The 21154-nt window shown below is 64.0% G+C and carries 21 protein-coding genes; 14 read left to right on the top strand and 7 right to left on the bottom strand.

Translation table 11 applies throughout. The features are described 5' to 3' along the window. Nucleotides 1–2 precede the first annotated feature (2 nt). From I6F33_RS24720 to I6F33_RS24710, 3 genes are all read right to left on the bottom strand, one after another. On the bottom strand, nt 3–896 hold the full coding sequence (locus I6F33_RS24720) for a branched-chain amino acid ABC transporter permease (protein WP_036029874.1): 894 nt from the start codon (nt 894–896) through the stop codon (nt 3–5). Between the two features lie 118 nt (nt 897–1014). Then, entirely contained in the window at nt 1015–2946 is a 1932-nt protein-coding gene (locus tag I6F33_RS24715) for a long-chain fatty acid--CoA ligase (protein WP_225144386.1), read from the bottom strand. Beyond that, nucleotides 2943–3764 carry an ABC transporter ATP-binding protein gene (locus tag I6F33_RS24710; RefSeq protein WP_225142522.1) on the bottom strand — a complete coding sequence of 274 codons (822 nt, stop codon included), beginning with the start codon at nt 3762–3764 and terminating at the stop codon, nt 2943–2945. The genes I6F33_RS24715 and I6F33_RS24710 overlap by 4 nt, the downstream gene beginning before the upstream one ends. Before the next feature lie 333 nt (nt 3765–4097). Between I6F33_RS24710 and I6F33_RS24705 the strand changes: the two genes are divergently transcribed. From I6F33_RS24705 to I6F33_RS24690, 4 genes are all read left to right on the top strand, one after another. Next, complete coding sequence (locus I6F33_RS24705; RefSeq protein ID WP_225135812.1) at nt 4098–4778, top strand: Crp/Fnr family transcriptional regulator; 681 nt, start codon at nt 4098–4100, stop codon at nt 4776–4778. 115 nt (nt 4779–4893) lie between these two features. Beyond that, on the top strand, nt 4894–5508 hold the full coding sequence (locus I6F33_RS24700; protein WP_158644890.1) for a helix-turn-helix transcriptional regulator: 615 nt from the start codon (nt 4894–4896) through the stop codon (nt 5506–5508). Between the two features lie 61 nt (nt 5509–5569). Beyond that, nucleotides 5570–5788: a DUF4287 domain-containing protein gene (locus I6F33_RS24695; RefSeq protein ID WP_036015710.1), complete on the top strand. Its 219-nt coding sequence runs from the start codon at nt 5570–5572 to the stop codon at nt 5786–5788. Between the two features lie 3 nt (nt 5789–5791). Further along, a complete protein-coding gene (locus I6F33_RS24690; RefSeq protein WP_225144385.1) occupies nt 5792–6199 on the top strand; it encodes a DoxX family protein in 408 nt (135 codons plus the stop codon). Nucleotides 6200–6218: 19 nt separating this feature from the next. Here the strand turns inward: I6F33_RS24690 and I6F33_RS24685 are convergent, their stop codons facing one another. Together I6F33_RS24685 and I6F33_RS24680 are read right to left on the bottom strand one after the other, a co-directional pair. After that, complete coding sequence (locus I6F33_RS24685; RefSeq protein ID WP_057028719.1) at nt 6219–7481, bottom strand: MFS transporter; 1263 nt, start codon at nt 7479–7481, stop codon at nt 6219–6221. Nucleotides 7482–7605: 124 nt separating this feature from the next. Beyond that, nucleotides 7606–8448, bottom strand: coding sequence for a uroporphyrinogen-III synthase (locus tag I6F33_RS24680; RefSeq protein ID WP_225144384.1), 843 nt, complete (start codon nt 8446–8448; stop codon nt 7606–7608). Nucleotides 8449–8589: 141 nt separating this feature from the next. Between I6F33_RS24680 and purU the strand changes: the two genes are divergently transcribed. Next, the gene (purU, locus tag I6F33_RS24675) at nt 8590–9453 is read left to right on the top strand and encodes a formyltetrahydrofolate deformylase (RefSeq protein ID WP_036015720.1); all 864 of its coding nucleotides are present in this window, start codon (nt 8590–8592) and stop codon (nt 9451–9453) included. A gap of 75 nt (nt 9454–9528) precedes the next feature. Here the strand turns inward: purU and I6F33_RS24670 are convergent, their stop codons facing one another. Further along, a complete protein-coding gene (locus I6F33_RS24670; protein WP_225144383.1) occupies nt 9529–9810 on the bottom strand; it encodes a hypothetical protein in 282 nt (93 codons plus the stop codon). Nucleotides 9811–10383: 573 nt separating this feature from the next. Here I6F33_RS24670 and I6F33_RS24665 point away from each other — a divergent pair. The 6 genes from I6F33_RS24665 to I6F33_RS24640 all read left to right on the top strand — a co-directional run bounded on the left by I6F33_RS24665 (nt 10384) and on the right by I6F33_RS24640 (nt 16229). Beyond that, nucleotides 10384–11562: an ABC transporter substrate-binding protein gene (locus tag I6F33_RS24665; protein WP_036015725.1), complete on the top strand. Its 1179-nt coding sequence runs from the start codon at nt 10384–10386 to the stop codon at nt 11560–11562. Nucleotides 11563–11723: 161 nt separating this feature from the next. Further along, complete coding sequence (locus I6F33_RS24660; RefSeq protein ID WP_036015727.1) at nt 11724–12593, top strand: branched-chain amino acid ABC transporter permease; 870 nt, start codon at nt 11724–11726, stop codon at nt 12591–12593. Nucleotides 12594–12601: 8 nt separating this feature from the next. Next, nucleotides 12602–13630, top strand: coding sequence for a branched-chain amino acid ABC transporter permease (locus tag I6F33_RS24655; RefSeq protein WP_225111898.1), 1029 nt, complete (start codon nt 12602–12604; stop codon nt 13628–13630). Next, complete coding sequence (locus I6F33_RS24650; protein ID WP_036043305.1) at nt 13627–14382, top strand: ABC transporter ATP-binding protein; 756 nt, start codon at nt 13627–13629, stop codon at nt 14380–14382. The genes I6F33_RS24655 and I6F33_RS24650 overlap by 4 nt, the downstream gene beginning before the upstream one ends. Next, complete coding sequence (locus I6F33_RS24645) at nt 14375–15091, top strand: ABC transporter ATP-binding protein (protein ID WP_036029900.1); 717 nt, start codon at nt 14375–14377, stop codon at nt 15089–15091. Before I6F33_RS24650 ends, I6F33_RS24645 begins: the two co-directional genes overlap by 8 nt. 19 nt (nt 15092–15110) lie before the next feature. Then, on the top strand, nt 15111–16229 hold the full coding sequence (locus I6F33_RS24640; protein WP_225144382.1) for a cobalamin-independent methionine synthase II family protein: 1119 nt from the start codon (nt 15111–15113) through the stop codon (nt 16227–16229). 160 nt (nt 16230–16389) lie between these two features. Here the strand turns inward: I6F33_RS24640 and I6F33_RS24635 are convergent, their stop codons facing one another. Beyond that, entirely contained in the window at nt 16390–16536 is a 147-nt protein-coding gene (locus tag I6F33_RS24635) for a hypothetical protein (protein WP_157784118.1), read from the bottom strand. 319 nt (nt 16537–16855) lie between these two features. Here I6F33_RS24635 and I6F33_RS24630 point away from each other — a divergent pair, with 319 nt between their 5' ends. The 3 genes from I6F33_RS24630 to ahcY all read left to right on the top strand — a co-directional run bounded on the left by I6F33_RS24630 (nt 16856) and on the right by ahcY (nt 21013). Further along, nucleotides 16856–18211 (top strand): hypothetical protein, encoded by a 1356-nt coding sequence (locus I6F33_RS24630; protein ID WP_225144463.1) that lies wholly within the window; start codon nt 16856–16858, stop codon nt 18209–18211. A 60-nt stretch (nt 18212–18271) separates the two neighbouring features. Then, nucleotides 18272–19468: a methionine adenosyltransferase gene (metK, locus tag I6F33_RS24625; protein ID WP_225144381.1), complete on the top strand. Its 1197-nt coding sequence runs from the start codon at nt 18272–18274 to the stop codon at nt 19466–19468. A gap of 123 nt (nt 19469–19591) precedes the next feature. After that, the gene (ahcY, locus tag I6F33_RS24620) at nt 19592–21013 is read left to right on the top strand and encodes an adenosylhomocysteinase (RefSeq protein WP_036015760.1); all 1422 of its coding nucleotides are present in this window, start codon (nt 19592–19594) and stop codon (nt 21011–21013) included. The last annotated feature ends 141 nt before the right edge of the window (nt 21014–21154 follow it).

Genomic DNA, 21154 nt, shown 5'->3' with positions numbered 1-21154 from the left:
GATCAGATCCGCTCGATGTCGTGGGTGCCGAACAGGCCGTAGGGCTTGATCATCAGCACGATGATGAGAACGTAGAACGGCGCGATCTCGTAGAGATTGCCCCAGTGCAGATACTCGCTGTCGACATATTGGGCGACGTTCTCCAAAAGCCCGATGATGATGCCGCCGAGCACCGCGCCGCCGACGGAATCGAGCCCGCCGAGGATCGCCGCCGGAAACACCTTGATGCCGTAGGCAGCAAGGCCCGAGGACACGCCATTGACGACGGCGACGACGACGCCGGCGACCGCCGAGACGGTCGCCGAGATCGCCCAGGCCATCGCGAACACGCTCTTGACGGAAATGCCGAGCGACTGCGCCACCTGCTGGTTGAACGCGGTGGCGCGCATCGCAAGGCCGTACTTCGACGCGCGGAAGAACCAGGCCATGCCGATCATCATCGCGACCGACACCACCAGGCTCATGACGTACACGGTCTGGATCTGCAGTCCGAACAGGTCGACCGACTGGCTCTCGAACACGCGCGGGAACGGCTGCGGATTGACGCCGAACATCCATTTCAGCGTCGCCTGCAGCACGGTGGAGAGGCCGATCGTCACCATGATCACCGAGATGATGGGCTCGCCGATCATCGGCCGCAGGATCAGCACCTGCACCGCGATGCCGAACACGAACATGAACACCAGCGTGATCGGCATGCCGATCCAGAACGGCACCTGGTATTTCGCCAGCAAGGCCCAGCACACCCAGGCGCCGACCAGCAGCAATTCACCTTGCGCGAAGTTGACGACCTGCGTCGCCTTGTAGATCAGCACGAACGACATCGCGACTACGCCATAGAGCGTGCCGACCACGAGGCCGTTGACCAGGAGCTGGATGAGGAAGGCGGTGTTCATGTTGAGTGACTCAGCCCGTCATTGCCGGGCTTGACCCGGCAATCCATCGATGAGGAAGGAAGACTGTTCGGAAGAGGATGGATGTGCGGGTCAAGCCCGCGCATGACCAGGATCTGTATCACTCCGCAGCCTCCGCCATGTGCCCGTGCCCGCCGAGGTCCACCACCCGCAGCGTCGTTCGCACCCGCTGCGTGGTGCCGTCCTGGAAGCGGATCACGGTGTCGACGGGGATGTCGGAATCGCCGCGGTAGATGGCGTCGATGATGCCGGCGTATTTCTCGTTGATGACGCCGCGGCGCACCTTTCGCGTCCGGGTGAGCTCGCCGTCGTCGGCGTCGAGCTCCTTGTAGAGCAGCAGGAAGCGCGAGATGCGCTGGGCCGGCGGCAGCGTGGCGTTGACGGTCTCGACCTCCTTCTGCAGCAGCGCGTAGACCTCCGGCCGTGAGGCGAGGTCGCTGTAGGTCGTGAAGGAGAGGCGGTTCTTTTCCGCCCATTTCGAGATGATGGAGTAGCGAATGCAGATCATTGCCGCGAGCGCGTCGCGGCCGGCCCCAAGCACCACAGCTTCGGCGATATAGGGCGAGAATTTCAGCTTATTCTCGATGAATTGCGGCGAGAAGCGCTCGCCGCGGGAGGTCTCGGCGAGATCCTTGATGCGGTCGATCACGACGAGCTGGTGGTTGGCGTTGAAATAGCCGGCGTCGCCCGAGCACATCCAGCCGTCCTTGATGTCGGCGACGCTGGCCTCGGGGTTCTTGTAGTAGCCGAGGAACATGTTGGGGTGCCGCACGACGATCTCGCCGACGCCGTGGACGTCGGCATTGTCGATACGGATCTCGACATTGTCGGCCATCGGTACGCCGGTGGTATCAGGATCGACCTTGCCCTCGGGATGCAGCGTGTAGGCCCCGAGCAGCTCGGTCTGACCGTAGAGCGTGCGCAGCGGCACGCCCATGGCCTGGAAGAACTTGAAGGTGTCAGGCCCGAGCGCCGCACCGCCGGTCGCGGCCGAGCGCAACCGGGTGAAGCCGAGGCGATCGCGCAGTGCGCGGAACAGGATCGTGTCGGCAAAGCCCGAGCGCTTGCCCTGTTCGAGCGCGGCAAGGCCCGACTTCATGCCGATGTCGAACAGGCGCTGCTTGAAGGGCGTTGCGTCCATCACCTTGGCACGGACGTCGGCGGCAATCGATTCCCAGACGCGGGGCGCGAACAGAACGAAGGTCGGTGCGATCTCGCGCAGATCGTTCATCATCGTGTCCGGCTCTTCGACGAAGTTGATCTTCATCCGGCAGAGCAGACCTTTGCCGAGCACGTAGACCTGTTCCATGATCCAGGGCAGCGGCAGCACCGACACGTATTCGTCATCGGGACCCTTGGGGTCGAAGGCGAGATAGGTGGCGCAATGGCCGAGCACGCGTCCGGCGGCGAGCATCGCGAGCTTCGGATGCGAGGTGGTGCCCGACGTCGTGCAGAGAATCGCGACGTCCTCGCCCTCGGTGGCATCGACCAATCTGTCGTAGAGTTCCGGCTCGCGTGCTGCCCGCGCGCGGCCGAGCTCGGCGAACTTCTCCGCCGGCATCAGGCGCGGGTCGTCGTATTTCCGCATCCCACGCGGATCGGAATAGATGATGTGCTTCAGCTTCGGCACGCGCTCTGCAAGGATGAGCAGCTTGTCGACCTGCTCCTCGTCCTCGGCAAAGACCAGCTGCGCCTCGCCGTAGTTGAGGAGATAGGAAGCTTCCTCGTCCAGGACGTCGCGATAGAGCCCGAGGCTGAGGCCGCCAATGGCATGCGTCGCAACTTCTGCCGCGACCCAGTCGGGCCGGTTGTCGCCGATGATGGCGATGACATCACCGCGGCCCAGGCCGAGCTCGATGAGGCCGAGCGCGAAATCGCGCACGCGGGCCTGATAGTCGTTCCAGGTGAAGATGCGCCAGAGCCCGAGATCCTTCTCGCGCATTGCGATCTCGTTGCCGTGCTCCGTGGCATTGAGCCGGAGCATCTTCGGATAGGTGTCGGCCTGCGCGACGCGGCCCGCATAATCCATCATGCCGCGCTCTCCTGCGCCGGAGAGGCATCATCGGGATCGACAAGCACCTCGTCCTCTTCGCCGAGATAGGCACGCCTGACGTGCGGATCGGCGAGCACTGTCGCCGGATCGCCCTCGGCGATCTTCTTGCCGAAATCCAGCACCATGACGCGATGCGAGATATCCATCACCACGCCCATGTCGTGCTCGATCATCACCACCGTCATCCCGAACTCCTCGTTGAGATCGACGATGTAGCGGGCCATGTCTTCCTTCTCCTCGAAATTCATGCCGGCCATCGGTTCGTCGAGGAGGATCAGGCGCGGCTCCAGCGCCATAGCGCGGGCGAGCTCCACGCGCTTGCGCAGGCCGTAGGGGAGGGTGCCGGCGGTGGCCTTGCGCACCGGCTGCAGATCGAGGAAGTCGATGATCTCTTCCACCTTGCGACGGTGCTCGAGCTCCTCCTTGCGCGCGCCGGTGAGCCAGTACAGCGAGCCCGTGAGGAAATTGTTCTTCAAGAGGTGATGGCGGCCGACCATGATGTTGTCGAGCACGCTCATGTGGTGGAATAGCGCGAGATTCTGGAAGGTGCGGCCGACGCCGAGTGAGGCGCGGGCATTCGGCGTCAAGCCGGTGATGTCGCGGTCCTGATAGAACAGCTGGCCTTCGGTCGGCTTGTAGCGACCGGAAATACAGTTCACGATCGAGGTCTTGCCGGCGCCGTTGGGGCCGATGATCGAGAACAGCTCGCCTTCCCTGATGGCGAAGCTGACGTCGGTCAGCGCGCGGACGCCGCCGAATCGTAAGGACACGCCGCGCACTTCGAGACTGGTAGCCACCAAACGAATCCCTCCCGGTGATGGCGCTTGATTGGCGCTCTTCCGTTCCTGTCAGGCGATCCTAGTACGGTCGTGCCGGCCAGACCATGCAGCTATTGGTCTCGACCGGACCGGCGCCACCTTCGTTCCCGTGAGGGATCAAAAGCCGCATCGCCCGAGGTGGTCCTCAATAGGGGAAAGCGCTATTTTGAAATGTCTCCGGCCTGACAATTCTGCGACAAAGTTGTCGGGCCGAGCGGGTCTTCATCTTTCGTCGGATGGATAGCCGAAGCGATTCTGTTGCAGTGCAACAGGAGCATGGGGTGACTGAACGGTGCGGCTGGCTTCGAGATCATGATTTCAGAGGATCATCTGAAGCGCATTGCCGCCTGGTCGCGTGAGCTCACACCAGCCGAGATCGAGGTCGCGCGCGCCGGAATTACGGAACGGTCCTACGGCACCGGCGAGAGCGTGTTCATGCGCGGTGATATCTTTGCCTATTGGGCCGGCATGGTGCGCGGCCTTGCCCGCATGGGTGGGGTCTCGCGCGACGGCAAGGAGACCAGCCTTGCCGGGCTGACGGCAGGGGCCTGGTTCGGCGAGGGCAGCGTGCTCAAGAACGAGCCGCGCCGCTACGACGTGGTCGCGCTGCGCGACAGCCGCATCGCGCTGATGGAACGCAGCGCCTTCATGTGGCTGTTCGAGAACAGCGTCGGCTTCAACCGCTTCCTGGTGCGCCAACTCAACGAGCGGCTGGGCCAGTTCATCGGCATGCTCGAGGTCAACCGCACGCTCGATGCCACCGCGCGCCTCGCCCGCAGCATCGCCTCGCTGTTCAACCCGATCCTCTATCCGGAATCGACTGCGCATCTGGAGATCACCCAGGAGGAGATCGGCGCGCTCTCCGGCATGTCCCGCCAGAACGCCAACCGCGCGCTGAACCGGCTGGAGAAGGAGGGGCTGCTGCGGCTGGAATATGGCGGGGTCACGATCCTCGATATCGCGCGGCTCGGGAGCTACGGGGAGGAACGATGATCTGCGCATTCCCGGTGCTTCCGTGCTCATAGAGTTCGACCATCGCGCGTCGGACTCGCCTTACGTCGAGCGGGTATGGCGCAGCCGGAGCCGGCGTGGCGGCTCGTTCCTGTCGATGGCCGAGGGAAATATCGAGCTTGTGGTCACCAGGCTCCCGGAGCTTCTGGCGGTGACGCTCCGAGGGCCGGTCACCCGCGGGACACTCGTCGAATGTCCCGCGAGCGGCGAATGGCTGGCGATCCGGTTTCGGCTGGGAACCTACCTGCCGGAGATACCGACGAGCGCACTGATCGACCATCAAAACATGCAGTTGCCGGTGCTGCCCAACGGCCGTTTTCTGTTTTCGGGTCTGAGCTGGGACATTCCAGGCTATGACGATGCGGAAAGTCTCGTCGCTCGCATGGCGCGCGCGGGTGTCATCGCACGCAGCCACGCGACCGATGCGGCGATCGACGGCGACGTCGACTGGATGAGCCGGCGTTCGGTTCAGCGCCACTTTCGCCGCGTTACGGGCATGACGTTCAGCAGCCATCAGCAGATCGAGCGGGCGCGTCGCGCCGCGGCCTTGCTGGTGAGCGGCAGCTCCGTTCTGGACGCGACATCGGGCGCTGGCTATTTCGATCAGGCCCATCTTACCCGCTCGGTCAGGCAACTGATCGGCATGACGCCTGCGCGCCTCTCGCGCGAGCGGCCGCAATTGTCGTTTTCATACAAGACGACTACGTCCTGACCGCAATATGCCTGGATCGCTCCGGCCGCGCTGGTGGAGCAAACATCGGAGGAGCGCTGCGGTGAGTTTCAAGGCCTATCTCGACAATATCCAGGCCAAGACCGGCAAGAGCCCGGACCAGTTTCGCAAATGGGGCAAGGACCGGGGTTTTTCGACCGGGGCGGGATTGGCCGCCGGCGTGAAAGCGGGTGCCATCGTGGCCGCGCTCAAGGACGAGTTCGGCCTTGGCCATGGCCATGCGATGGCCATCGTCGCGCTTCTCAAGGGGAAGGCGTCGTAGGTGATGACGATGTCCAAGTCGAGACATGTGGCCGGCTCCGTCATGAGCGGGCTCGTGATTGCCTTCATGCTGTTTGATGCCGGGATGAAGCTCGTCCCGCTGGACGTCGTGATCAACGCGACCGCCGAGCTCGGCTATCCCCCGTCGGCCGATCTGGCGCGCGCGCTGGGCGTGGTGGCGCTGGCCTGCACCGCGCTCTACGGCCTCCCGCGAACGGCCGTGCTCGGTGCGACCCTGCTGACCGCCTATATGGGCGGCACGGTGGCGGTTCACTTGCGGGTCGGCAACCCGCTCTTCAGCCATATGCTGTTCGGCGTCTATCTTGCTGGTCTTGCCTGGGGCGGTCTCTATTTGCGCGATTCGCGGGTGGCGGCGTTGCTTCCTCTGAGATCGCCGCCGGTGGAGGTCTGACGTCGCTACGGGGACGCCGTCATCGCGCATTGGCCGGCGCGTGCGCCGGCCACAGATCGGCGCGCCAGCGGATCGCGATTGCCAGCATCGCGACGAATCCTGCGCCCGCATAAAGCGAGCCCGTCGCGGAATAGCCGATGACGTCGATCAGGCTGCCGGCCGCGAGCAGTCCGATCGGCAAGCCATAGATCACCATCATGCGCACGCCCATGACACGGCCGCGCAGATGTGCGCTCGCGGTGCGCATCAGGATGACGGCAGCCGAGATCATCGACATGCTCTGGGCGATACCGGCGAGGACGAGGCAGGCCATCGCCACCGGCATCGTCCTGACCTCGACGAACACCAGCAGCATTGCGTACCAGGCCAGCGTTGCGCCGATCAGGAGCCGGGCAATGCGTACGCCACTGACCAGGCTGAGCGTGATGGAGCCGATTAGCGAGCCGACGGCGAAGCTCGCCGAGAGATATCCGAGGCCGGTCTGATCAGTGTGAAAGATCTCCCGCGCGATGTAGGGCAACAATCCGCCCGTGAAAGGAAATGCGGTGAGATTCGCCAGAAAAGCGACGCACAGCGCCGCGCGCATTGCCGGCCCGTTCCAGGCATAGACGATCCCCTCTTTGAGGTCGCCAAGCAGCCGCGAAACGGTGTGGCTGCTTGCGGGAAGATCGCTCGTGGTGACGGTCCTTTTCGGCTGGGTCAGGCAGAGCATGAGAAGCGCTGCCGTGAAGTAAAGGCAGGCGATCGCCACATAAACGAGGCCGATACCGAGCACGGCGAACAGCCCGGCCCCCGTCAACGCTCCGGCAATGCGCGCGCTGTCCTGGGTCGTGCGCGCAACACTGATGGCGCCCACCAGCTGCTCGGCCGGCATGATATCGGCGAGCAGCGCGCCGCGAACGCCGAGATCGGAGGGGCGGATCAAGCCCATGATCGTGACGATGATCATGACGCTCAGCGGCGACAGATGACCGCTCAGCGCGAGGACCATGATGGTCGACGACAGCGCCGTATAGGCAAGGCGCATGACGACCAGGAGATCGCGATGGCCGATCCGGTCGCCGATCATACCGAACACGGGCGCGACCAATGTTCCGACGAACTGGAGTGAAGCCAGCAGCGTGAGCAGCAGCACCGAGCCGGTCTCGACGATGACGTACCAGCCGAGCACCAGCGTCTCGACCTCGAAGGCCCAGGAGGTGAGCAGATCGGACGGCCACTGGAAGCGGTAGTTGCGGATGCGGAATGGCGCGAGCGCCGAAGGTCGTGCAGTGGCGCTCACGACGCGATGACGCGTGTCACGGCGATTTCCTTAACCTTGTTGTTTCTTCTTGCTGTGGCGCAACCTAACGCTGGCGATGCCGGTGTCAATCGCAGTCGCCGCAGGCCGCCCCCGCGCTCGGCTCTTACCTCGCCGCGCTGGCCGCTTTCCTGTCGGCCAACGCACTTGCCATGGCCGAGATCAGAGGACGCATGAAATAGGCTTCGTCGGCGGGCGAGACGTCCGTGCGCAAGCCATGCGCTGCGAGCTCGCCGGAAACGGCCGGGCCGACCGATGCGATCAGCGTGCGTTCGAGACCTGCGCGCAGCTTCGTCTCGCTGCCGCGCGCCTTGGCAACCTCGATCAGCCGGCGGACCTGGCCGAGATTGGTCAGGGCGATCGAGTCGATGCGTCCCTCTGCCACGTCGTCAATGGCGGCGACGATGTTGGCATCGGCAGCCTTGGAATCGTAGACGTAGGGCAGCACCGTATCGACGTCGGCGCCTTGCGCGGCCAGCGCGCCGGTCAGCGCGCTATGATCCTTGTCGGGATAGAGCTGCAGACCGAGGCGCCGCCCCTTCAGGTCGAGTCTGGCCAGCATCTCGATCACGCCTTCGGTGGTCGGCTTCTCCGTGGTCTGCTGCGTCTCGAGGCCGATCTCGCGCAGCGCCTTGCCCGGCTTCGGGCCTCGGGTGAACTTGCGCGCCTGGGCGAGCGCCGCGACAAGGGCAGCGTCGAGCCCGCGGGCGCGGGCGAGCTTCATGATGCGGCGCAGGCCTTCGCCGGTCATCAGCACGAGATCGTCAAAGGGCTTGTCGATGGCACGGCGAATCCAAGCCTCGACTGGAGCCGGATCCGGCGCATCATGGATGGTGAACATCGGGCATTGCACGACCTCGGCACCTTGCTCGGCCAGAAGCTTGGAAAACTGCGCCTCCTCGCGCGTTTCCAGGATCAGGATGCGGTAGCCGTTCAAGCGGTCGGCCATGGGTATGCTCCGTTGAGAATTCGCAATTGTCCGTTCATCCTGACTCCGCGGTTGGGATTGGCGCAAGGGCGGGTCGGTGCTAGAGCAGGGCGCAATCCGCTGGATCGTTCCGCTGCACAAACCTTCATCAAGAGCCGAGCCTTGCCCGACCATCAATACGTCCTGACCCTGTCCTGTCCGGATCGCCCAGGCATCGTCTCGGCGGTCTCGACGTTTCTCGCTCATAACGGACAGAACATCCTCGACGCCCAGCAGTTCGACGACGTCGAGACCAAGAAGTTCTTCATGCGGGTGGTGTTCACAGCGGCCGATCTTGCCGTGGAACTCGCGGCACTGCAGACCGGCTTCGCCGCGATCGCCGAGCGTTTCGGCATGGAATGGCAGATGCGCGACCGCGCTGCGCATCGCAAGGTGATGCTGCTGGTCTCGAAGTCCGATCACTGCCTGGTCGACATCCTCTATCGCTGGCGAACCGGCGAATTGCCGATGATTCCGACCGCGATCGTCTCCAATCACCCGCGCGAGGTCTATGCCGGGCTCGATTTCGGCGGCATCCCCTTCCACCATTTGCCCGTCACCAAGGAGACCAAGCGCGAGCAGGAGACACAGATCATGGACCTCGTCGGCAAGACGAAGACCGATCTGGTGGTGCTCGCCCGTTACATGCAGATCCTGTCCGACGATCTCTCGGCAAAGCTGTCGGGGCGCTGCATCAACATCCACCACTCATTCCTGCCGGGCTTCAAGGGTGCCAAGCCCTATCACCAGGCCCATGAGCGCGGCGTCAAGCTGATCGGCGCCACCGCGCATTACGTCACGCGCGACCTCGACGAGGGCCCGATCATCGACCAGGACGTCGAGCGCATCAGCCATCGCGACACGCCGGAAGATCTGGTCCGCAAAGGCCGTGACATCGAGCGCCGCGTGCTGGCCCGGGCCATCCGCTACCATCTCGACGACCGCGTCATCCTCAACGGCCGCAAGACCGTGGTGTTCGTGGATTAGCGAATGGGGGGTGGCGAATGGTAAGTGGAGGGGGAGAGCGCCCTATTCGCTACTCCCTGTTCGCCATTCGCTTCCTCAGCGCCCCGCGCCGGCTGACGTGGTGCCCGTCGCGCCCTTCTGGGCCTGTTCTTCCTTCTCGCGATCGGCCGCCGGCATCAGCCGCTTGCGCTCGCGCTCCTTCATGTAGGCGTCGTATTGCGGGGTGCCGGGCCGTGGCGGCGCATCAGCGGGCAGGCCGCCGGCCCATTGCGGGACGTAGTCGCCCATCCCGGCGGAGAGCTTCTCGTTGACCGTCCCGCAGCCTGCGAGATTGAGCAGGACGAGTGCGGCGGCGATCGAAAGCGAGCGAGAACGCATGAATATCTCTGGTCGTGCCCCGACGGGGCGCGGAGGGTGGAGCGCCATAGGCGTTAGCGGCAACCATATCTCTCAATAGGTAAAATTGGCCTATTCAAGGGAGGGCAAAGCTGTATACAGAGAAGGTATTATAATAGGCATATTTTGCACTTGATGAGGTCGCAGCTGTTGGTACGGTATACACCGGGTATTTGTCATTGGGCGGATCGTAGGACGGGGCATGCCACGGACGCACTTAAGATGTCCGGATTCTGCAAATGAGAGACTGAATCCTCCATCCCCGGTGTGGTGCGGCCCTTAGGGTGGCAAAGCCATCGCCCTCCGGCCCAGTGTCACAGGGCCTTTTCGTTGACAGGACCATTTCATTTGTACAATCGTACAAATAGCTCTCCGCCGTTGTTGAGGCAGATTGCGCGGCTTGCGCCGAATAGTCGCCCAACGTTCGATTGACAACGGGGTTACAGAGGACGCCATGTGGCCGCACGGCATGGCTTGTCCGTGAGTGAAGCGCGGCAAGGACCGGGTACTCGGTCCGCCGCACAAGAGGTGAGGAATGAAGGGGAGGGACATCTGATGTTCGAACGCAGGATTTTTTTACGCACCGCAGCGGTCGTTGCGATCGCGGGCCTCGCGGCCGTCGCGCCTGCCAAGGCGCAAGACACGGTCAAGATCGGGCTGATCCTGCCGATGACCGGCGGCCAGGCCTCGACCGGCAAGCAGATCGAGAACGCGATCAAGCTCTACATGCAGCAGAAGGGCGACACCGTCGCCGGCAAGAAGATCGAAATCATCGTCAAGGACGACGCGGCGATCCCGGATAAGACCAAGACTGCCGCGCAGGAGCTGATCGTCAACGACAAGGTCAACTTCATCGCCGGCTTCGGCGTGACGCCGGCCGCGCTCGCCGCCGCGCCGCTGGCTACCCAGGCCAAGATTCCTGAAGTCGTGATGGCGGCCGGCACCTCCATTATCACCGAACGTTCGCCCTATATCGTGCGCACCAGCTTCACGCTGGCGCAGTCCTCGACCATCATCGGCGATTGGGCGGTGAAGAACGGCATCAAGAAGGTCGCGACGCTGACCTCGGACTACGCGCCGGGCAATGACGCCCTCAACTTCTTCAAGCAGCATTTCACGGCCGGCGGCGGTGAGGTGGTCGAAGAAGTCAAGGTGCCGCTGCAGAACCCCGACTTCGCTCCGTTCCTGCAGCGCATGAAGGACGCAAAGCCGGACGCGATCTTCGTGTTCGTGCCGGCGGGCCAGGGCGGCAACTTCATGAAGCAATATGCCGAGCGTGGCCTCGACAAGGCCGGCATCAAGGTGATCGGGCCGGGCGACGTCACCGACGACGATCTGCTCAACAACATGGGCGACGCCGTGCTCGGCACGGTCACCGCGCATCTCTATTCCGCGGCGCACCCCTCGCAGATGAACAAGGATTTCGTCGCGGCCTACAAGAAGGCCTTCGGCAACCGTCCGGGCTTCATGGCCGTGGGCGGCTATGACGGCATCCACCTGATCTACGAGGCGCTGAAGAAGACAGGTGGCGACACCAACGGCGACAAGCTGATCGAGGCCATGAAGGGCCAGAAGTGGGAAAGCCCGCGCGGCCCGATCTCGATCGACCCCGAGACCCGCGACATCGTGCAGAACATCTACATCCGCAAGGTCGAGAAGGTGGATGGCGAACTCTACAATGTCGAGTTCGCGACCTTCGAGGCGGTCAAGGATCTCGGCAAGACCAAGAAGTGACGCGCGAAAGCGCGTCATCCGGGGCGCGCATGAGCGCGAACCCCGGGGATCTCTCTCCAGCGTCATGCCCGGGCTTGACCCGGGCATCCACGCGGCGGCCCAGACAAGAACGTGGATGGCCGGGACAAGCCCGGCCATGACGGATTACTCAAGCTGAGACAATGACCGCAATCCTCACCAACCTGTTCGATGGCGTCGCTTACGGCATGCTGCTGTTCGTGCTCGCCTGCGGGCTCGCGGTCACGCTCGGCCTGATGAACTTCGTCAATCTCGCCCACGGCGCCTTCGCGATGGCGGGGGGCTATATCTGCATGGTGCTGGTCAACCGGATGGGTTGGCCATTCTTCGCCGCTTTGCCGCTCGCTTTCGTCTCCTCGGCTGCAATCGGCATCGCGCTCGAACGGACGCTGTACCGTCATCTCTACGCCCGCAGCCATCTCGACCAGGTGCTGTTCACGATCGGCCTGACCTTCATGTCGGTGGCAGCCGTCGATTACATCCAGGGATCCTCGCGGGTCTTCATCAATTTGCCCGCCGCGCTCCAAGGCCAGTTCGATCTGTTCGGCGTCGGTATCGGCCGCTACCGGCTGATGATCATCGTGATCTGCGGCCTGCTAACCATCGCGCTTCAAATGGTGCTGGCGAAGACACGTTTCGGCAGCCGCCTGCGCGCGGCCGTCGATGACCCCCGCGCCGCGAGCGGTCTCGGCATCAACGTGCCGCAGGTATTCGCCTTCACCTTTGCCTTCGGTTGCGGGCTCGCCGGCCTCGGCGGCGCGCTCAGCGCCGAGATCCTCGGCCTCGATCCGTATTTCCCGCTGAAGTTCATGATCTACTTCCTGATCGTGGTCACCGTCGGCGGCTCCTCCTCGATAACGGGCCCGTTCCTCGCCTCGCTGCTGCTCGGCATCGGCGACGTCGCCGGCAAATATTACGTGCCGAAGATGGGCCCCTTCGTGATCTACACCATCATGATCGTGATCCTGATCTGGCGTCCGAACGGCCTGTTCGGCCGCACGGCCGCGCGTTGAGTTCACCGATGAGCGCTGCTTCCGACGTCGGCTACCATGCCCAGCGCCAGGCGCGCTGGCACTACGGCGAAATCGCCTTCTGGCTGATCGTGCTGGCCTGCGGCTTCGCATTTCCGTCGCGCTATCTGATCATGACCGACATCCTGCGCCTCGCGCTGTTCGCGATGTCGCTCGATCTCATCCTCGGCTATGCCGGCATCGTTTCGCTGGGCCATGCCGCCTTCTTCGGCGTCGGCGCCTATGCCGCGGGGCTGCTGGCGCTGCACGGCATCGTCAAGGAGCCCGTGCTGGCGCTGATCGTCGCCGGCCTTGCCGCCATGGTGCTCGGCTTTGCCACCAGCTTTCTGGTGATCCGCGGCGTCGACCTGACGCGCCTGATGGTGACGCTCGGCATTGCGTTGCTGCTGGAAGCGCTCGCCGAGCGCTTCTCCAATATCACCGGTGGGACCGACGGCCTGCAGGGCATCGAGATGCAGCCGATCTTCGGCGAGATCCCGTTCGACATGTTCGGCAAGGCCGGCTTCTTCTATTCGCTCGCCGTGTTGTTCCTGCTGTTCCTGTTGGCCCGCCGCGTCGTAAATTCCCCGTTCGGCCTGTCGCTGCGCGCCATCAAGAACAATCCTCTCCGCGCCGCCGCCATTGGCATTCCGGTCAACCGCCGCCTGGTCGCGATCTATACGCTGGCTGCGTTCTATGCCGGCATTGCGGGCGCGCTGTTCACCCAGACGACCGCGATCGCCTCGCTCGACGTGTTCGCCTTCGAGCGCTCCGCGGACCTGATGCTGGTGCTGGTGATCGGCGGTACCGGCTATCTCTACGGCGGGCTGGTCGGCGCGGTGATCTTCCGCCTGCTCCAGGAATTGTTCTCGACCATCACGCCGCAATACTGGCAGTTCTGGATCGGCCTCGTGCTGGTCGTGATCGTGCTGGTCGGCCGCCAGCGCCTGCATCGCTGGGTGCTGTATGTGCCGAACCTGATCATCAGGCAGATTGCGGGCCGCAAGGCGATCGTCGCCGTGCCGGAGAGCGATTCATGACCATCGCGCTCGAAACCCAAAATCTCGAAAAGCAGTTCGGCGGCCTGCGCGTCACCCGCGATCTGTCCCTGAAGGTCGAGCAGGGCGCCCGCCACGCGCTGATCGGTCCGAACGGTGCCGGCAAGACCACGGTCATCAACCAGCTCACCGGCGTGCTGAAGCCGAACGCAGGCCGCATCCTGCTCGAAGGTCAGGACATCACCGATCTGCCGGTGCACAAGCGCGTGCTGCGCGGGTTGTCGCGCACGTTCCAGATCAACCAGCTCTACCCGGACCTGACTCCCCTGGAGACCATCGGGCTCGCGGTCTCCGAGCGCCTCGGCCATGGCGGCGACTGGTGGCGACGAATGGGCACGCGCAGTGACGTCAATGGCGAGACCGCCGATCTGCTCTCCCGCTTCCATCTGCTCGACGTCATGAACGAAGAGACCGTGACGCTGCCCTACGGTAAGCAGCGCCTGCTCGAGATCGCGGTGGCCATTGCGGCCAAGCCGCGCGTGCTGCTGCTCGACGAGCCCGCCGCCGGCGTGCCCGAGAGCGAGCGCCACGACATTCTCGCCGTCGTGGGCAGCCTGCCGCGGGACGTCACCGTGCTCCTGATCGAGCACGACATGGACCTCGTGTTCTCCTTTGCTGATCGCATCTCGGTGCTAGTCTCGGGCGCGCTGCTGACCGAAGGCCCGCCCGAAGAGGTCGCGCGCGATCCGCAGGTGAAGGCGGTCTATCTCGGCGAGGAGGCGGTCGATGTCTGACCTGCTCGCGATCGATTCGCTTCGCGCCGGCTACGGCGAGGCGGTGGTGCTGCCGAAGATGACGCTCCGTCTCGCCGAAGGACAGGTGCTGGCGCTGCTCGGGCGCAACGGCACCGGCAAGACCACGCTGATCAACTCCATCGTCGGCGTCACGCGCCGCTTCGCAGGCTCCATTGCGCTGGCCGGCACCGATGTCACGGCGATGCGGCCCGACCAGCGGGCGCGCGCCGGCATCGGCTGGGTGCCGCAGGAGCGTAACATCTTCCGCTCGCTGACGGTGGAAGAGAACATGACCGCCGTAGCGCAGCCCGGTCCCTGGACGGTCGAGAAGGTCTACGAGATGTTCCCGCGGCTGAAGGAGCGGCGGAGCAATTTCGGCAACCAGCTCTCCGGCGGCGAGCAGCAGATGCTGGCGATCGGTCGCGCACTTACCCTCAATCCGAAAGTCCTGCTGCTGGACGAGCCGATGGAGGGCCTTGCGCCCATCATCGTCGAGGAACTCTTGAAGGCGATCGGGACCATCACCCGGTCCGGAGGTATCTGCTCGATCATCGTAGAGCAGAATGCCCAAAAGATTCTGGGGCTCGCCGATCGCGTTGTGATATTGGAGCGCGGAACGATCGTCCACGACGCTCCGAGCGCCGCGCTGAAGACCGACCCCTCTGTCCTGGAGCGCCATCTCGGCGTCGCCGGGGCGGCGGCCCACTAAGATGTCCAGGGAGTAACACATGCAGCGAACCAAAGCCCCCTTCCGCGCCGACGAGGTCGGCAGCCTCCTGCGTCCGCTCAAGATCAAGGAAGCCCGTAGCCGGCTGGAGAAGGGCGAGATCTCGGCCGACGATCTGCGCAAGATCGAGGACATGGAGATCGAGAAGGTCGTGCACAAGCAGGCCTCGATCGGGCTGAAGCTCGCGACCGACGGCGAATTCCGCCGCTCCTGGTGGCATTTCGACTTCCTGGCCAAGCTCACCGGCTGCGAGCTGTTTCACCCCGACACCGGCATCCAGTTCACGGGCGTGCAGACCCGTCACGATGCGGTCCGCGTCATCGGCAAGCTCGACTTTCCAGACAGCCACCCGATGCTGGACCACTTCCGCTTCCTGAAGAAGGTCGCCGACCAGGCTCACGTCACCGCCAAGATGACGATCCCTTCGCCGGCAGTGCTCCACTTCCGCGGCGGACGCAAGTCGATCTCCAAGGACGTCTATCCCGATCTCGACGCCTTCTACGAAGATCTCGGCAAGACCTACCGCAAGGCCGTGAAGGCGTTCTACGACGCCGGCTGCCGCTATCTCCAGTTCGACGACACCGTCTGGGCCTATCTCTGCTCGCAGGACGAATTGCAGAAGGCACGCGAGCGCGGCGATAATCCGGATGGGCTGCAACAGATCTATGCGCGCATCATCAACTACGCGCTGGCGGAGAAGCCGGCCGACATGGTGGTGACGACCCACGTCTGCCGCGGTAATTTCCGCTCGACCTGGATTTCCTCGGGTGGCTACGAGCCGGTGGCCGAGACCATGCTCGCCGGCACCAATTACGACGGCTACTTCCTGGAGTACGACAGCGACCGCGCCGGCGGCTTCGAGCCGCTGCGGTTCCTGCCCAAGGGCAACAAGGTCGTCGTGGTCGGCGTCATCACCTCGAAGTTCGGCGAGCTCGAGAAGAAGGACGACATCAAGCGCCGCCTGGAAGAAGCCGCCAAGTTCGCGCCCTTGGAGCAGCTCGCGCTGTCGCCGCAATGTGGCTTTGCCTCGACGGAAGAGGGCAACATCCTCTCCGAGGAGGAGCAGTGGGCTAAGCTCAGCCTCGCGGTCGAGATCGCGAACGAAGTGTGGGGGCAGTAAGGCTCCGCCGTTAAGGCTCACCCGTGTCCCGGACGCGCAGCAACGCTCCAGCGTTGCTGCGCAGAGCCGGGACCCATGCTGCTCGACTTGCTGCGCGGAGCTATAGGCCTCAGCTCTGCAGCGCACCGCTGAGAAGCGCTGCGCTGCGTCGGGGCACGAGTCACTTCTCCGCCAGATAGACCCCCACAGAGAGGAGTTCGACCATGGGCACGTGCTTGTTCTTCGGGGTCGAGATCACCTTGCCGCGCCTGGCTTTGCCGCGATTGAGCTCGTGCCGCTCGGCGGGCCGTGCCCCTGCACCTCCCACGCGATGATTCCTTCGCAGGCATTGATCATCTTGTCTGCCGGCGTCGTGTCCGCCGTGCAGCTCGGCTCGAGCTGATTGCGCGTGCCTGCGCGACCGCGGGCGGACCACAGGATCGCGGCGAGCAGGGCGACCGGGCAGGCGCGCACGGTAAGGAGGCGACCAGAGGAGAAGCGCCAGTTGTTGCTCGGCGGGGCCAGAGTGGGGCGCGGCTCGCGGCCGGAGCAAACTGTGAAGGAGGCGCTTGGATCCGCTATTCCCTCAGTGGGCAGATTTTGCTAGGAGATTGGTCCCAATCCGTCTGCCCACCGATTTCCCACTCATGAAGAACGACGAAATCCTGAGCCAGATCACTGACTTCTGCCGCAAGGCAGACATGGCGGAATCGACGTTCGGCCGGCGCGCGGTGAACGATGGGAAGCTGGTGCACCGCCTGCGCGAGGGAAAGCGCATCACCATCGACACGCTGGAGCGGATCCAGGCCTATATGGCGGCGTCGATGGCCGGCGGCGTGCCGCCGCCGCGGGGACTTCAGGTGCCGCCCGAGAAGCGCGATCCACGAGGCAATTTCCGCTTCTTCGAGAACCGCCAGAAATACCTGCTGTTCGTCCACACCTGCAGCGAAAAGCGGGTGATCGCGGACCGCGTCGCGCTGGAGCTTGCCTCCATCCATCCGCGCCCGCCGGCGCTGCGCCTGTTCGACGCCGGCGTCGGCGACGGAACGGTGCTGGCGCGGGTGCTGCGCGCCACGCACCAACGCTTTCCGCACATGCCATTCTACGTCGCGGGCAAGGAGCTCAGCCTGGAGGATTTGCGCCTGACGCTGGAGAAGGTGCCGGACCGCATTTTCGAGCACCCGGCATCGGTGTTCGTGTTCACCAACATGTTCTACGCCGAGGCGCCCTGGCTGACCCCCGCATCGCCGGCGGCGGCCGCCGCCATTGTCTGGCACGAGGTGCCGCTCCGCGGCGCTTCGTCGGGCGAGTTCGAGCAGCAGATCGCGGAGCTGAGGCCCTTTCTGGAGCAGAACTGGCGCGCTGCGATCAGCCCACGCACGGCCATGCCGCTCTACGAGCGGCCGGTCGTCCTCGTGCTCTATCGCGAGGACCACAGGTTCCTGCTGGATTCGACCATTCCGCGGCCGGGCCAGACTGAGGCCAATTTCGACCTCGTCATCGCATCCCAGCCCTACCGGGCCCTGTCATCGGTCAATTTCCGGGCCAAGCGGATCATTGCACCTCTGGCGCGGGCGCTGCGGCCGGGCGGCAGGCTGATCGGTATCCACTCCCATGGGCAGGATCCGGGCATGGAAATGATCCAGGCGATCTGGCCGGGAGAAAATCCTTTCTCAGTCAGCCGTCATGAGCTACTGCGTGCCGTTAAGTATGAACTTGGATCGGTGGGCCGCGACTTAAATTTTAATGCATACGCGGACAATCGTTCGATCTTCAGGTATGATATGGAAGCTCTGCCCAACGAGGTCACCGGCACCATCGGAACCTCGACGGCCTTTGCAGCGTGGAATGCGGCGGTGTATGTCGCTCAGATTGAGGACGACCGATTGACAGAAATGACTCAAAACGGCCGCACTCTGGATGCCGCCAGGGATGTGCTGCGGAAGTACAACGGGCTCTGGTTTCTCGACGAATCCTACGTCATCTCGCGCCGGCGTGATTGACATCATCAAAAGTAAACATCGCAAACGCCCGCCGGCTAGCGGCGGAACAAGGGGTTACTGATGCGCGCGTCCTATCTCTTCACCAGCGAGTCCGTGTCCGAGGGCCATCCGGACAAGGTCTGTGACCGGATCTCCGATGAGATCGTCGACCTGTTCTACCGTGAAGGGCCTAAGGCGGGCATCGACCCCTGGCAGATCCGCGCCGCCTGCGAGACGCTCGCGACCACCAACAAGGTGGTGATCGCCGGCGAGACCCGCGGCCCGAAGTCGGTGACCAACGAGCAGATCGAGGGCGTCGTGCGCGGCGCGATCAAGGACATCGGCTATGAGCAGGAAGGCTTCCACTGGAAGACCTGCGACATCGAGATCCTCCTGCACCCGCAATCGGCCGACATCGCCCAGGGCGTCGATGCGCTGCAGCCGGGCGAGGTCAAGGAAGAAGGCGCGGGCGACCAGGGCATCATGTTCGGCTACGCCACCAACGAGACGCCCGATCTGATGCCGGCGCCGATCTTCTACGCCCACAAGATCCTGCGCCTGATCTCGGAAGCCCGCCACTCCGGCAAGGAGAAGGTGCTGGGTCCGGACTCCAAGAGCCAGGTCACCGTGCAGTACGAGAACGGCAAGCCGGTCGGCGTGCGCGAGATCGTCGTGTCGCACCAGCATCTGGTTCCCGACCTCAGCTCGAACCAGGTTCGCGAGATCGTCGAGCCCTATGTGCGCGAGGCGCTGCCGAAGGACTGGATCACCGCGAAGACGATCTGGCACATCAACCCCACCGGCAAGTTCTACATCGGCGGTCCCGACGGCGATTCCGGCCTGACCGGCCGCAAGATCATCGTCGACACCTATGGCGGTGCGGCCCCGCACGGCGGCGGCGCGTTCTCCGGCAAGGATCCGACCAAGGTCGACCGCTCCGCGGCCTATGCTGCGCGCTACGTCGCCAAGAACATCGTCGCCGCCGGTCTTGCCGACCGCTGCACCCTGCAGCTCGCCTACGCCATCGGCGTGGCGCGCCCGCTGTCGATCTACATTGACACCCACGGCACCGGTAAGGTTTCGGAAGACCAGCTCGAGAAGGCCGTTGCCAAGGCGATGGACCTCACCCCGCGCGGCATCCGCACTCATCTCGATCTCAACCGGCCGATCTACGCGCGCACCTCGGCCTACGGCCATTTCGGCCGCACGCCCGACAACGAGGGCGGCTTCTCCTGGGAGAAGACCGACCTCGTCGAGCAGCTCAAGCGCGCGCTCTAATAAACGCGACATCCCGGGGCGCGTACGCGAGCGAACCCGGGATCCTCATCTATCACGTCGAGATTCCGGGTTCGCCTCTTGGAAGTGCCCCGGAATGACGAGTTCAACAACAGGACACTCGCCATGAACGCGAAGCCCGGCTTCACCGATTACATCGTCAAGGACATTTCGCTCGCCGATTTCGGCCGCAAGGAGCTCTCGCTGGCCGAGACCGAGATGCCTGGCCTGATGGCCACCCGCGAGGAGTACGGCCCGAAGCAGCCGCTGAAGGGCGCGCGCATCGCCGGCTCGCTGCACATGACGATCCAGACCGGCGTGTTGATCGAGACGCTCGCCGCGCTCGGCGCCGACATTCGCTGGGTCTCCTGCAACATCTATTCGACGCAGGATCACGCTGCCGCTGCGATCGCCGCCGCCGGCATTCCCGTCTTCGCCGTCAAGGGCGAGACGCTGACCGAGTACTGGGACTACACCGCCAAGCTGTTCGACTGGCACGGCGGCGGTCACCCGAACATGATCCTCGATGACGGCGGTGACGCCACCATGTATGTCCATCTCGGTCTGCGCGCGGAGAACGGCGACACCGCCTTCCTCGACAAGCCCGGCTCCGAGGAAGAGGAAGTATTCTTCGCGCTTCTGAAGAAGCAGCTCAAGGAAAAGCCGAAGGGCTACTTCGCGGGGATCGCCAACAGCATCAAGGGCGTCTCCGAAGAGACGACCACCGGCGTGCATCGTCTCTATGACATGCAGAAAGCGGGCACGCTGCTGTGGCCGGCCATCAACGTCAACGACAGCGTCACCAAGTCGAAGTTCGACAACCTCTATGGCTGCCGTGAATCGCTGGTCGACGGCATCCGCCGCGGCACCGACGTGATGCTGTCGGGCAAGGTAGCGATGGTCGCCGGCTTCGGCGACGTCGGCAAGGGCTCGGCCGCCTCGCTGCGCCAGGCCGGCTGCCGCGTCATGGTCTCCGAGGTTGATCCGATCTGCGCGCTGCAGGCGGCGATGGAAGGCTACGAGGTCGTGACCATGGAAGACGCCGCGCCGCGGGCCGACATCTTCGTCACCGCCACCGGCAACAAGGACATCATCACCATCGAGCACATGCGCGCGATGAAGGATCGCGCCATCGTCTGCAACATCGGCCACTTTGACAACGAGATCCAGATCGCGTCTCTGCGCAATCTGAAGTGGACCAACATCAAGCCGCAGGTCGACGAGATCGAGTTCCCCGACAAGCACCGCATCATCCTGCTGTCGGAGGGCCGCCTCGTGAACCTCGGCAACGCGATGGGCCATCCGTCCTTCGTGATGTCGGCGTCCTTCACCAACCAGACGCTGGCGCAGATCGAGCTGTTCGCCAACAACAAGGACGGCAAGTACGAGAAGAAGGTCTACGTGCTGCCCAAGACGCTCGACGAGAAGGTCGCCCGCCTGCACCTCTCCAAGATCGGCGTCAAGCTCACCGAGCTCCGCAAGGACCAGGCCGACTATATCGGCGTGAAGCAGGAAGGCCCGTACAAATCGGACCACTACCGCTACTGAGCCACCGGTTCGACCAACCATCGACGCAAAGCCCCGGAGCGATCCGGGGCTTTGTTGTTTCGGGACATGGAATTCAACTCGCTTTGCAGTTGCGGCACGTTGATTGCCGATTGACGGCCAGCAGCGGCAGGCGGACAATCC

This window comes from Bradyrhizobium sp. BRP20, assembly GCF_020194215.1.
In the GTDB taxonomy this organism is placed as follows: domain Bacteria; phylum Pseudomonadota; class Alphaproteobacteria; order Rhizobiales; family Xanthobacteraceae; genus Bradyrhizobium; species Bradyrhizobium yuanmingense.
Note: the sequence above shows the minus strand (reverse complement) of the source record. Positions and strands in the feature narration are given on the sequence as shown.